12 protein-coding genes are annotated in these 12,285 nt (G+C 62.5%); 3 read left to right on the top strand and 9 right to left on the bottom strand.

The features are described from left to right. Window positions 1-61: 61 nt before the first annotated feature. From BST40_RS03550 to BST40_RS03560, 3 genes are all read right to left on the bottom strand, one after another. Window positions 62-859: a hypothetical protein gene (locus BST40_RS03550; RefSeq protein WP_131808247.1), complete on the bottom strand. Its 798-nt coding sequence runs from the start codon at window positions 857-859 to the stop codon at window positions 62-64. A gap of 338 nt (window positions 860-1,197) precedes the next feature. Continuing rightward, window positions 1,198-2,286, bottom strand: a complete 1,089-nt coding sequence (locus BST40_RS03555; RefSeq protein WP_075545453.1) for a glycoside hydrolase family 19 protein — start codon at window positions 2,284-2,286, stop codon at window positions 1,198-1,200. Beyond that, entirely contained in the window at window positions 2,286-2,519 is a 234-nt protein-coding gene (locus BST40_RS03560) for an RNA 2'-phosphotransferase (RefSeq protein WP_131808248.1), read from the bottom strand. The genes BST40_RS03555 and BST40_RS03560 overlap by 1 nt, the downstream gene beginning before the upstream one ends. A 513-nt stretch (window positions 2,520-3,032) precedes the next feature. Between BST40_RS03560 and BST40_RS29965 the strand changes: the two genes are divergently transcribed. After that, window positions 3,033-3,197, top strand: coding sequence for a hypothetical protein (locus BST40_RS29965; RefSeq protein ID WP_158006296.1), 165 nt, complete (start codon window positions 3,033-3,035; stop codon window positions 3,195-3,197). 130 nt (window positions 3,198-3,327) lie between these two features. Here the strand turns inward: BST40_RS29965 and BST40_RS03565 are convergent, their stop codons facing one another. Next, entirely contained in the window at window positions 3,328-3,759 is a 432-nt protein-coding gene (locus BST40_RS03565; protein WP_075545454.1) for a pyridoxamine 5'-phosphate oxidase family protein, read from the bottom strand. A gap of 525 nt (window positions 3,760-4,284) precedes the next feature. On the opposite strand from BST40_RS03565, the gene BST40_RS03570 reads away from it, so the two are divergent. Both BST40_RS03570 and BST40_RS03575 read left to right on the top strand, forming a co-directional pair. Then, on the top strand, window positions 4,285-5,148 hold the full coding sequence (locus BST40_RS03570; RefSeq protein ID WP_075545455.1) for an ABC-2 transporter permease: 864 nt from the start codon (window positions 4,285-4,287) through the stop codon (window positions 5,146-5,148). Window positions 5,149-5,370: 222 nt separating this feature from the next. Then, complete coding sequence (locus BST40_RS03575) at window positions 5,371-6,735, top strand: WS/DGAT/MGAT family O-acyltransferase (RefSeq protein ID WP_075545456.1); 1,365 nt, start codon at window positions 5,371-5,373, stop codon at window positions 6,733-6,735. A 225-nt stretch (window positions 6,736-6,960) separates the two neighbouring features. On the opposite strand, the gene BST40_RS03580 is transcribed toward BST40_RS03575, so the two are convergent. Genes BST40_RS03580 through acsA form a run of 5 tightly spaced genes read right to left on the bottom strand, consistent with a single transcriptional unit; the run spans window position 6,961 to window position 12,220 of the window. Beyond that, entirely contained in the window at window positions 6,961-7,218 is a 258-nt protein-coding gene (locus tag BST40_RS03580; RefSeq protein WP_075545457.1) for an acyl carrier protein, read from the bottom strand. A gap of 7 nt (window positions 7,219-7,225) precedes the next feature. Further along, entirely contained in the window at window positions 7,226-8,437 is a 1,212-nt protein-coding gene (locus BST40_RS03585; protein ID WP_075545458.1) for a dihydrolipoamide acetyltransferase family protein, read from the bottom strand. Then, window positions 8,434-9,411: an alpha-ketoacid dehydrogenase subunit beta gene (locus tag BST40_RS03590; RefSeq protein ID WP_083153459.1), complete on the bottom strand. Its 978-nt coding sequence runs from the start codon at window positions 9,409-9,411 to the stop codon at window positions 8,434-8,436. Before BST40_RS03590 ends, BST40_RS03585 begins: the two co-directional genes overlap by 4 nt. Further along, window positions 9,408-10,415, bottom strand: a complete 1,008-nt coding sequence (gene pdhA / locus BST40_RS03595) for a pyruvate dehydrogenase (acetyl-transferring) E1 component subunit alpha (RefSeq protein ID WP_075545460.1) — start codon at window positions 10,413-10,415, stop codon at window positions 9,408-9,410. Before pdhA ends, BST40_RS03590 begins: the two co-directional genes overlap by 4 nt. Next, entirely contained in the window at window positions 10,412-12,220 is a 1,809-nt protein-coding gene (gene acsA, locus BST40_RS03600; RefSeq protein WP_075545461.1) for an acetate--CoA ligase, read from the bottom strand. Before acsA ends, pdhA begins: the two co-directional genes overlap by 4 nt. Window positions 12,221-12,285: the final 65 nt, after the last annotated feature.

Below are 12,285 nucleotides of genomic sequence, written 5' to 3' on the forward strand. Positions count from 1 at the left end.
CATAACGATGCAACCGTGGCCGGGCTTTGGTTGTTGAAAGTCGGGGTTCCCCTCCCACGGATTAGACATGAGGAGGCTGAGCGCCAATGTGTGCGATGTCACTAACCTGAGCGTGGATCATGGTCCGCTTTCCGTTGATCTCGATGACGAGTGTTCCAGATGCTTGGGGCTGCGCGGATTGTTCAGGGATAATGATTGCGCGCTCATGCGGCGACAGGTTGAGGATTTCCAGTGCCCGATCCGGGCTCTGCTGAACCAAGTGGTCTCCAGCTAATTGCCAGACGGTCTGCGGAACGGTGGTGCTCATATCGGAGCAGTTCCAACTGGAATAGCTCAGCGTGGCGGGCCCGCCTGCCGGCCACCACATTTTGGAGATTTGAGATCCGACTGCTTCGCTTGGTGGCTGGTTGAGTTCTATGGTCTGTTGCGACCGATCGGCCAGCTTGACCAGCGTGACCGCCCCCTGGCCACACGCGTTGCTCGATCGTCGGTAAAGGCCGAAGGCGTAGTTGTCGCCGTCCGGGCTGACAGCGCCGACTGACACCGGAGTGTTGGTATCAGCTTTACTTAATGGGACGGTCGAACCCGACCGGATTGCGAAAAGAGTATCGGGGCCGCCGAAGGGAGAGGGCTCTGATTCCACCCGCGCGAGAATCACCGTGCCGTTGCGGGCGGCAACCAGCATGGGGTCGCGCGGTATCAAAGAGTTGGCTAAAGGAGGTAGGTCGACAATCTGGCGTACGGTGGCGCCGTGCGACGGCTTCGTGAGATCTAGCTGCATGACTTGTTGATGCCCATCAAGCCACACAATCGTGCTGCCACCACCGGTGCCAAGTCGTTGGGCGGTCGGTATTGGCACTGTATTGACTCGACGATTCTGAACGTCAATCGTGGTTAGTGTGGCGGGTGATGAGCGAGCGAATATGAAATGCCCATCGTCAGTGATCAGTGGCGTGCCAGAAGGTTCGGTATACGTTCCACTGGCCTTGGCGATAACCGTGGTTCCTTGGATTAGACCCATCTCATCCGCAGCTCGGTAGGCTACGAGGCTCTCCCGCGTTGTATTCGAATCATCGGCCGGAGGTTTCGTCTGTCCCTGGCAGCCGGCAAGCAGCGCCGCACAAATTTGAATGGTTGCGGCTATTCGACATGATGTCCGAAGCATGCGATCAATTACCTTGCTCTGTCGCCTCAATATTAATGTGCTCCAAGAACTCTCAATGCTGTAGCGTAATACTGGTCTCGGTCGGCTTTATTGGTTAGGCCGCCGTTAATTGCGCGAGTGATGTCATCAAAGCTGGCGGGACCGCCATCGGCGAGGGTATTGAGGTTGTGGGTGGTCCAATACCACTGCGCAATACGAAAGCCGATGTCGGGGCGTGCAGCCAGGTCTGGGTTATTGGCCAAATCAACGCCAAGCGCCTGTCCGGCTCGGGTGTAATTCGAGCGACCAGTGATCTGAATTGGGCCTCTTCCTTTGAATCGGGGTCCGTCACCCAGCTGGATATTACCGAGGTCAGTTCGGCCTTCGTATGCCGAGCCATCCGCGAACTCTTCGAACCACTTTAGCTCGCCACTCTCATGCGCAAGTTGAGCAAGGAATGCGGCACGGCGCAGTGGCGTGTTTATTTGCCCTTCCGCCATCGCTTTGTTCAACATGGGCAGATATTGCGCGGTCTTTTCCGGCGATAGCGTTGGCATTATCTGGCGCAACTGTTCGGCCGTAACGCCCTCGGGCGAACTGTCAACTGCAGGAGAAGGTGTCGGCTGTCGAGTTTGGTCGAGCGGGGCCTCGCCAACCGCCGCCCGCAGGGCGGTGGCCAGTTCGTGGTCGGCGGCGTGGGCGCGCATCCTGACTTCGCCGAGGTCTGCCTGAAGTAGCTGTAAGGTGGTGATGAATTGCAGGTCGTGTCCGCGCCCGATGCCGGTGTTGCCGATGTCGATCTGCCAGTCAGGGGTGATGGTCCAGTGGTTCGCCCGGGCAAGCTCATCGACCTTATTGAGCATGGATTTGCATTGTCGGATGTCTTCCTCGGCGCGCTGCACCACGGCACCCACCCGCGCAGATTCTTGCCCATCGGCTTCAATGTCGGTGCGATTCTTGTCTAGGCTGGAATGAAATGCCTCTCCGCCTTCGCCGTGCCACTGCGAAAGTATGTCCTTAACTTCTTGGAGGTTGGCTCCCAGGCGCTGCAACGTTGTGGCCCGGTCGGTTGCGACCTTGAACACCTGCTGGATAGCCGACAAATCCCAGCGCCTGACGTCGTCAGGGGTCAGCGGCTCCATCAAGCACCCGGTGCTCTCACAACCGACGTCATTGCCTGGACCGATGCGTCCTCGTTTTCGAGGTAGCCGGCCACCCCTGCTCCCATGCCCATGCCAAGCTCCGTCCCTGACCACAGGTGATCGCGGTGTCGGATCCACCAACGGGTCGAAACCTCGTTCAGCGCTCGTTGTGAGGCGCCTATCCAGCCCGGTGTCGCTTCGGCCAGGTTGTTGTCATGGTCGAAAAATTCCACAGCGGCCTCCTCGAAGGCGCTGAGCACCTGCTTCGACCCATGGTGAAGTGTGACCGGATCAACCCTAATCTCCTGCGGCGCCATGCCGATTCTCTATTAGTGTCCGTTGACGTGCGCGGCACAGCATAACTTGCCCCATGCTGGTGGGTGTAGCAAGCGGTAAGCATCACGAGAAATGCCCGCGAAACACCCTCTGTGTATCACGTAGAGATGATTACGAAAGGGTGATGCTCGCCCGGGCGTGAGAAGTGGGTTTTCGAAGTTGTCTTGTGGCGAGATCACTGCGAAGTTCGCCACGGCGTACATGAAGGCGTCCAAGACGGACAAGGAAAATCCTGGACCAGGCGGTGGGGGTCACCGGCTGGTCGAAGGACAATGCGCGGCACCGGTTGACGTCCGCAGCCCCGCCCCGGAGCGCGGGTCGACAGGTCGCGAAACAGCTTCGCTAGTCTATGCGCCGTTCCGGCGTCCGGACGCTCTCAACGTGGGGTTGACGAGCGGCTCAGCATTGACATGCCTGCCACCGCGAAAGAGCTTGATGCGCTGCGGCTTTCGTTGGGATTCGCGCCGCTTCCGGAAATCTTCGACGGCACACGCAGGGGTCTGCCGCACCGCATCGCCTATCGGCTGATCCACTTATTGGACCCACTGATCAAGCCGGAATCTCTTTGCAGCTAACTACGTATGTTTCATGTGCTGAGCGGGCGACGCCACGCAGTGTCGTGCACCCACCACCTCCCCGGCGCGCCGGTGGTGCTGGTCGCTGGAACTCATGCCCCGCGCAGCGCGCGACGGCATGGTGCCGAGCTCACTGAACCGGCTCTGAGGGGCTCGGTCGATCGAACCGGAAACGACGGCCGGTCACCAGGTCGGGAAGTATCCGCACATAGTGCTTTTTCTCGGTTGCGATCCAGGTCAAGAGCTGGGCGCGGTCGGCCTCCTCGATCTCCTCGTCGCTACGAAGTGAGCGTGCCCTGCCCTGGATGATCACGCTCCAGCCCTCGACGGCAGTGTGATCGTCGACTTCGAACAGCACCTGGTTGTTCATCGCGGCGCTGACCAGCTTGGTGCCTTCCGCGGTGCGGAACAGGATGGTGCGGCGCTGGACAGCGAAGTTCACCGGGAAGATCTGCGGACGTCCGTCCACGCTGGTGACCAGCCGCCCCAAGGTCACGCTTTTCAGCAGTTCCCAGCATTCGCTCACGGGGAGGATGGTGATCACTTCTCCGGTTCCCGACATCAGCCAACCCCTCTCATCTGATACCTCACAGGCATGATGCTATTGGAGTCGGTTACTTTTCCGCGCCCGCCGGCCTCCCCGGTACTAGGACTGGGCGTGGCAGACGCGACGCCCGGGGCAGTTCAATCCACGGCAGCCCTGTACGGAATTGCGCTGATTCGCGGTAAATCACCAACTCGATAGCCCTGGCAGGGCGCGGCGGGCTGCTGCCTGTACATATGACTCGTAAACAATACTATCCTATAGCACCATGGACACGCTCTTCCCCATTAGATGTCCCGGCCCGAGAGCCCTCGACCATGAAACCAAGGTCAAACCGGAACGGTTCATCACCGACGGCGCCGCCAAACGGCGGATGTATCGGCAGCATCACCGGCGGCAAGATGCGCCGCGGAAGGATCTCGATCCGCATGTCGCAGCGCTCGGATCACAGTCGCCGCAACAAGTCAACGCCGCTCTGAGACTCCGGTTGCCGGATCCCGGCGAGCCCTGCAGGGCGCACCATCTCACGAAGTGGGCTCTGCGATGAGTTCCCGCGTTATCGATCCGCCCCGGCACGCAACCTGGTGGAGGCTGAGTACGAATGTGAAGACGCCACGCCTGCTGACGCTTCGCCAAGGGTGGGTGCTCTTTGGCCGCTTTATCTCGCCGAGTCTGAGCGTCGGAGAGAAACTCACCACGGTCGGGGCGCCGGTGGTGTTCATGGTGGGCTTTTACCTACCGTTCGCTAAACCGTGGAACCAGTTCGTCGGCGGCTCAGGAGTAGCCAGCAGCATCGGGCAATACATCACGCCGTTGGTCGCATTGCAAGCCATCGCTTTTGCGGCAATCGGGACGGGTTTCCGAGCGGCCACCGATGCCTTGCGAGGCATCAATCGACGGTTCGCCACTATGCCAATTGCCCCGTTGACACCGGTGCTTGCTCGCGTGTCCGTCGCTCTATACCGATGCTGCTGGGGACTGTCGGTATCGCTGATTAGTGGTTACGTGGTCGGGTTCCGGTTTCATCGCGGACCGCTTTATATCGTTGGCTTTTGCGTATTGGTGCTCGTCATCGGGGTTGTGCTGGCGCTAGCCGCTGATTTGCTGGGCACCGCTACCAAGAACCCCGACGCGATGGTGCCTCTCCTGTCCCTGCCGATCTTGATCTTCGGACTGTTGTCAGTCGGTCTCATGCCAATCCGGCTGTTTCCTCGATGGATTCACCCGTTCGTGCGTAATCAACCCATCTCTCAGTTTGTCGAGGCGTTGCGCGCTCTGGCGGGCGATACCACTAAGAAAGTCTTACCGGTGACATGGTCGGTCATGGCGCCGACGTTGGCGTGGATTCTTGGCTGTCTGGTGGTTTTGGTGCCGATCGGCGTCATTGTCTTATCCAGACGGCGATGATCGCGATGGCGACCCAGCTATTCTCTTGGCCCGGCATTGGACGGGCAATGAGTGGTGTTATTGCGTCGAGGGCAGCGTCATGTTACCGATGGGTTCAGGCCACGTCGGCGCCATTCATGGAGTGGTGCCATGCCGGCGCGCTGGGCATCGACCGAAAGATTTTGGGTACTGGAAAGGGTCGTTTACTTGCGAGGCCTTCTGGTTTGTCAGCGAGGTTCGACATTGAAATGGCTTAACGGTACCGATGCGCTCATGCTCTATAGTGAGACCCCCAACGTCCATCTCCACACGCTCAAAGTCGCGATCATAAAATTGGACGAGGACTGTCGAAATTTCGATATCGAGGCGTTTCGCAGGGCGATCCGCAATCGTCTCTACAAGCTTGAGCCGTTGTGCTACCAGCTGGTCAACGTACCGTTCAAGTTGCACCACCCGATGTGGCGCGAGCACTGCGATGTCGACCTCGACTACCACATCCGGCCTTGGCACCTGCCCAGCCCAGCTGGTCGGCGCGAGCTACACGAGGCGATCGGAGAAATCGCCGGTGCCCCCCTTGACCGCCGACGTCCACTGTGGGAAATGTACGTCCTCAGCGGCATGTCCGACGGCCGCATCGCGGTGGTCGCCAAGATCCACCATGCACTTGTCGACGGAGTGGGCGCCGCGAACCTGCTTGCCCGCAGCATGGACCTGCAGCCCGGACCGGTTGCCGGCCAGTATCTGCCCGACCCCGCTCCCCGGAAGTGGCAGCTGATGAAGTTGGCGTGCGCGGACCACCTGCATCAGGCCGGTCGACTTCCTGGCACAATCCGCCAGACAGCGCAGAGTCTGGCCCGGACGCGCCGCAGCTCGCGCAGGCTTTTGGTGGCGCCACCGCGGACCTTCATCAACCACCTCCTGGCCCGCCCGGAGCGCAGGTTCGCCAGCGTCAGCCTGGCATTGGCCGACGTCAAACGGACCGCCCGGCATCTCGGGGTTACCATCAACGACCTGGTGTTAGCGATGTCGGCCGGTGCACTACGCTCTTTGCTCTTGCGCTACGACGGAAAGGCCGACCCGCTACTGGCGCTCATTCCGGTGAGCTGGAATTTATCCGCGGATCGGATTTCTGGGAATTGCGCTGACGCGTTATCCATTGTGCTGCCCGTTGACCTTCACAACGCCTTGGAGCGGGTGCAACGCTGCCACGAAAACGCCATTTTGAGTAAGGAGCGGCACCGGCTGAGGGGGCCCGGGCTCCTCAGCCGCTGGTTGGACTGTGCGTTGCCCGTGGCCGTGGAATCTGGTCTACGGTTGGCGTCCAGCCGCAAAGCGGTAGCCAAAATGCCCAATGTGACTATCGCCAATGTTCATGGGGCCTTCCAGCGGTATGGCCGGGTTGGCGGCGCGGTGGTCACCGAAATATATTCAGTGGGGCATTTGCCGCCGTGGAGCGGGCTCAACGTGACCGTGTGGAGTTATGTCGATCAGCTCAATATCGCGGTACTAACCGACGGTGCAACTGTTGACGACCCACATGAGGTGACGGCGGCCATGGACGCAGAGTTCACCGAAATCTGCCGGAATGCGGGCCTTGGGAGCCGTTGATGGTGGCTTCACCATTATCGCGAGCCATTTTCGTACGCCATTGTGGTGCCGATCCGATCAGCCGCTGAGCTGACTCCAGACGACACCGGCCAACGTCGAGGCCGACGACCCATCCGTCTGGTGTGACCGCATCCAAGACCAAGCCTGACGGCTGCCGGCGACACGACGGCGGACGTGTGGATCGGTTCGGCGGGCCTTGGTACTGCGCGGCCGGGCCACCACCATTCAAGCCGTTGTGGCCGCGTGCTTGTCGACGTAGTTCACCACGTCGGTGAGGGTGCGAAGAGACGCGTAGTCCGACTCGGGAATGTCGACGTGCATCCGTTTGTGGATCCCGAGAAGGAAGTTCAGCCAGTCCATGGAATCGAGGTCGACTTGATCGCGCAGCAGCACGTCGTCGCGGATGTCGTCGGCGTCGACTTCCGGCGCGATAGTGGTCAATACGGACAGCACCGCGTCACGGGTGTTCTGTTGGGTCGTCATGTGTGCATCACTTTTCCAAGAGGTCGGGCTGCTGCAGGAATTCATTGATGGCGCTCAGGAACAGGGCGCCGCGGTGGCCGTCGCTGGCCCGGTGGTCGGCGGCGAGGGTGCCCTGCACGGTGGTGACGACGCGAATGCCGCCGTCGATGACGCAGACCCGCTGGCTCGGCTTACCGAAGCCGACGATGGCGACCTGCGGTGGGTAGATCACCCCGAAGACCGTGTCGACGCCCTGGTCTCCGAGGTTGGTCACCGTGATGGTCGGGTCCGACATCTCCGAGCTCCGCAACGAAAAGGAACGTGCCCGCGCCACCAGATCGGTGAGGTCGCCCATCAACTCGTCGAGCTTCTTGTCGGGAACGTCATGGATGGCCGGCGCGACCAGCCCACCGCCGCGCAGCGAAATCCCCACGCCGACATGAACACCCGTCGCCGGCTCGAACCCGTCGTCGCGCCAGAAACCGTTGAACTCGCCGTACCGTTGGGCCGCGAGGCCAACAGCCTTCAACAGCAAAACGGCCGGCAGCACTCGCTCGGTGATGGATCGCTGGGCGTTTCGCGCGGTCAGCCAGGTCAGCGACTTTTCCATGATGATTTCGTCGGCAAGGTAATAGTGCGGAATCTCGCGCTTGGACCGGCTCATCGCCGCCGCAATGGATTTCCGCATCAGCGCGGCGCGGTCGGCCGCCGTCGGCTTGGTGGGAACCTTGGCGGCCGGCTTTTCGGCCGGTTTGGCCGCCGCCGCGTGCTCGACGTCGTTGATGGTGACCGCCCCTTGGGGACCGGTGCCGGTGACGGCGTCGAGCTCGACGTGCAGTGATTGGGCCAGGCGGCGGGCGGCGGGGGAGACCCAGCGGCGATGCGGCGGCGGCCCCGGCGGGGTCACCGGCGCCACCCCGGCGCCCGACGGTACCGACACCGGCGCCGGCGCGGCTGCGATCGACGGCCCGGCCCGCTTGCGCGGTTGTTTGGTCGGTCGCTCACCCGGTTCCAGCAACGTGGCCAACGGGGTTCCCACTTCGACGGTTTCGCCCACCGGCACCAGCAACTCGTTGACGGTCCCCTCCTGCCAGCACTCGATTTCCACTGCTGCCTTGGTGGTTTCGATGATCGCCACGATCTGTCCGCGGGTCACCTTGTCGCCGGGTTTGACCAGCCATTCATTCAGGGTGCCCTCGTCCATGTCGGAGCCGAGTGCGGGCATGGCGAACTCGATCATGATTGGTCACCGAACATGTCGTGCACCGCGGCGACGATCTTGGCGGGCTGCGGCAGCGCTGCCTCTTCCAAGTGCTTGGCATAGGGAATGGGAACTTCCGCGCTGCACACCCGGGCAACCGGTGCATCGAGGTCGTAGAACGCCCCCTCCATGATTTGCGCCGAGATTTCTCCGGCCAGGCTGCCGCTGCGCCAGGCTTCGTCGATCACCACCGCGCGATGCGTCTTGCGCACCGATTCCAGGATGGTGTCGGTGTCCAGCGGTCGCAGCACCCGCAGATCGATGACCTCGCAGTCGATTCCGGCCAGCGACAATTCGTTCGCCGCGTCGAGCGCCTTGGGGACGCAGCCGCCGTAGGCGATCAGCGTCACGTCGGCGCCGTTGCGGCGCACCGCCGCCCGACAGATATCGGTCGGCTTGAGCACACCGACATCTGCCGAAGTGTTGTAGAGCTGGACGTGCTCGAAAATGATCACCGGGTCGGGGTCGGCCAAGGCGGGGGCGAGCATGCCGTAGGCGTCCTCGATGGTTGCCGGAGCCACCACCTTGATGCCCGGAATGTGGGCGTACCAAGGCTCGAGGCTGTGTGAGTGTTGCGCGGCGAGCTGACGTCCGGCCCCGGTCGCCATCCGGACGACGATCGGCACCGAGAACTGCCCACCGGACATGTGTCGCAGCGCCGCAGCGGTATTGACGATCTGGTCCAGCGCCAGCAGGCTGAAGTTCACCGTCATGACTTCGACTATCGGGCGTAATCCATTGAGGGCCGCACCGATCCCGATACCGACGAAACCCAGCTCGGACAGTGGGGTGTCACGTACCCGCTCCGGGCCGAATTCCTCCAGCAGGCCCTTGGAGGCGGCGTACGTTCCGCCGTAGCGTCCGACGTCCTCACCCATCAGCACGACATGCGGGTCGTTGCTCAGGGCGTCGCGAATGCCGTCGTGAACCGCGGTTCGATAGCTGGTCTTCATCGTGTTGGCTCCCAAGTCGATTCGTCGGTTGCGGTGCCGTCTCCGACCGGCGTCAGCACATCCCGCGCGAGGTCGGCCGGGTCTTCCCAGGTCCCGGCTTCGGCGTAGGCCACCGCGGCCTCGATCTCGCCGGCGGCCGCATCTTCGATCTCCCGGACGTCGTCGTCGGTGATGGTGCCGTTGTCCAGGCACTGTTGGGTGAACAGCCGGATCGGGTCACGCTCGCGCCACCTCTGGACTTCGGCCTTGTCCCGGTACAGTTCCGGGTCGAACATCGAATGCGCGCGGAACCGGTAGGTACGGAACTCGATGAAGAACGGGCCACCGGTGTTGCGGACGTGGTCGACACCCCGTTGAGTGGCGTTGAGGCACGCCTCGACGTCCATCCCGTCCGCGGCCAGCGTCGGAACCCGGTACGACGCCGCCTTGACGGTGAGGTCGGTCTGCGATTGCGCCCGGTCCAACGCGGTTCCCATGGCGTAAAGGTTGTTCTCGCACAAGAACAACACCGGCAGATTCCACAGGGCCGCCATGTTCAACGACTCGTGAAAGGCGCCCTCGGCGACCGCGCCGTCGCCGAAGTAGCAGGCGGTGACCCGGTTGCGCTTGAGCATCGCGTCGGCGAGCGCGACACCCACCGCCAGCGGCAGGCCGCCGGCCACGATCGCGTTGCCACCGTAGAACCGCCTGGACTTGTCGAACAGGTGCATCGACCCGCCGCGGCCGCGCGAGCAGCCCTCCTGCTTGCCGAACATCTCGGCCATGATCGAGGTCATCGGGATGCCGCGCAGCAGCGCATGCGCGTGCTCGCGGTAGGTGGCCACCACCGCGTCGTCCTCAGCCAGGGCGCGCAGCGAGCCGGCGGCCACGGCCTCCTCGCCGACGTAGAGGTGCAGGAATCCCCGAATCTTGGCTGCGCTGTAGAGCTCTGCGCACTTTTCTTCCATCCGACGCACCCGGACCATATCGGCCAGGAGTTCCTGCGCCAGCTTCGTATCGGTCACTGCGACACCTCCTGCGGCTCCTGGGGCCGTTGAGCGGTCAAGTTCTCCACGGTGGACGTATCGCCTTCGGGCAGCCCGAGTTCGCGAGCCTTCAGCAGCCGCCGCATGATCTTGCCGCTGCTAGTGTGCGGCAACGAATCGACGAACTGAATCTCCTTGGGCGCCACGGCAGCTCCAAGCCGCTTGCGGGCATGGCCTAGCAACTGCAGCCGCAGGTCGTCGTCGCCGACGAAACCGTCCTTGAGGGTGACAAAGGCTTTGATCACTGCCCCGACGGTCGGATCCGGCTTGCCGATGACGGCCGCCTCGGCCACCGCCGGATGATCGGTCAGCGCGCTTTCCACCTCGAACGGCCCGATCAGGTGGCCGGCGGATTTGATCACGTCGTCTTTGCGGCCGACGAACCAGAAGTAGCCGTCGGCATCCTTTTTGGCCAGATCGCCGGTGAGATAAAGCCCGTCGCTGAAGCACTTTCGATAGCGATCCTCGGCGTGCAGATAACCGCGGAACATCGATGGCCAGCCCGGCTTGAGGGCCAACTCACCCTCCACGTCGGGCTCCTCGATCACCGACGTGCTGCCGTCGTCGTTCTGGCGCACGATATAGGCGTCCACGCCGGGCAACGGCCGGCCCATCGAGCCGGGCTTGATGTCGAACGCCGGGGTGTTGGCGATCATGATCCCGCCGGTCTCGGTCTGCCACCAGTTGTCGTGAATTGGCAAGCCCAGCACACGTTTTCCCCACCAGACCGCCTCGGGATTGAGTGGTTCGCCCACGCTGGCGATGAAACGCAGCTGCGGGAACCGGTATTGCGCAGGCAGTTCGGGCCCCGCCTTGATCAACATCCGAATCCCGGTCGGTGCGGTGTACCAGACCGACACACTTTGGTCCTGCAGGATCCGGTACCACCGTTCGGCGTCGAACTCCGCTTCGTCGACGACGGAAGTCACCCCGTGCAGCAGGGGGCTGATGATGCCGTACGACGTTCCGGTAACCCACCCGGGATCGGCTGTGCACCAATAGATGTCGTCGGGATGCAGATCGAGTGCGTACCGGCCGGTGACATAGTGCATCGCGACGGCGCCGTGGACGTGGATGGCGCCCTTGGGGGTGCCGGTGGTACCGCTGGTGAAGTGCAGCAGCGCCGGGTCCTCGGCGGTGGTGGGTTCGACCGGCGTGTTCTCCTCGGCTGCGTTCATCCAGTCCCAGAAGTTGAGCGTTCCCGGTAGCTGTTCGCCCGTTTTGTCGTCGTCCACGACGAGCACGTGTCGTACCGAGGTCAGCCGGTCGCGGATCTTGGCGATCTTGCGCTGGTAGATCGCCTTCGTGGTGACCAGTACGTCGGCCTCCCCGATGGCGACTCGGGTGGCGATGGGCTCCGGCCCGAAAGCCGAGAACAACGGCGAAACGATGCTGCCGTTGCGAAGCGCGCCCAGCATGGTGATGTAGAGCTCGGGGACGCGGCCCATGATCGTGAACACCCGGTTGCCCTTATTCATGCCGAGCGCGCGTAACACTCCGGTGAACCGCGCCGCGAGCCGGATCAGCTCCGCGTAGCTCACATCCCGCGTGGAGATCGCGCCGTCCCAGCTCTTGTCGGTGACGAATCGCAGTGCGGTGTGTGTCGCGGTCGGGCCGGCGGCGTGTCTGTCCAGGGCGGCGTAGCCGATGTTGCATCTGCCCTCGCCCATGCCCTCGCACAGCGCCGGCACATCCGACCAGCGAAACTGGGCACGGGCCCGTTCGTAGTCGGTGAGATTGGGCGCGACGCGGTAGTCGTGGGGCGTTTTGTGAATGACATCCATCAATCGTCCTAACGATTCGACACGGCTCAAGCCCAGCGCGAAGCCGGCCTCTGCATCGTTTTCAT

It is taken from the genome of Mycobacterium persicum, from assembly GCF_002086675.1.
Classification (GTDB): domain Bacteria; phylum Actinomycetota; class Actinomycetes; order Mycobacteriales; family Mycobacteriaceae; genus Mycobacterium; species Mycobacterium persicum.

What these genes read in the sequence shown, in the direction of transcription:
- acsA (WP_075545461.1), bottom strand. Translation starts at nt 12,220, where the DNA reads ATGGATGTCATTCACAAAACGCCCCACGACTACCGCGTCGCGCCCAAT.
- BST40_RS03585 (WP_075545458.1), bottom strand. Translation starts at nt 8,437, where the DNA reads ATGATCGAGTTCGCCATGCCCGCACTCGGCTCCGACATGGACGAGGGC.
- BST40_RS03580 (WP_075545457.1), bottom strand. Translation starts at nt 7,218, where the DNA reads ATGACGACCCAACAGAACACCCGTGACGCGGTGCTGTCCGTATTGACC.
- BST40_RS29965 (WP_158006296.1), top strand. Translation starts at nt 3,033, where the DNA reads ATGCCTGCCACCGCGAAAGAGCTTGATGCGCTGCGGCTTTCGTTGGGA.
- BST40_RS03570 (WP_075545455.1), top strand. Translation starts at nt 4,285, where the DNA reads ATGAGTTCCCGCGTTATCGATCCGCCCCGGCACGCAACCTGGTGGAGG.
- BST40_RS03565 (WP_075545454.1), bottom strand. Translation starts at nt 3,759, where the DNA reads ATGTCGGGAACCGGAGAAGTGATCACCATCCTCCCCGTGAGCGAATGC.
- BST40_RS03590 (WP_083153459.1), bottom strand. Translation starts at nt 9,411, where the DNA reads ATGAAGACCAGCTATCGAACCGCGGTTCACGACGGCATTCGCGACGCC.
- BST40_RS03555 (WP_075545453.1), bottom strand. Translation starts at nt 2,286, where the DNA reads ATGGAGCCGCTGACCCCTGACGACGTCAGGCGCTGGGATTTGTCGGCT.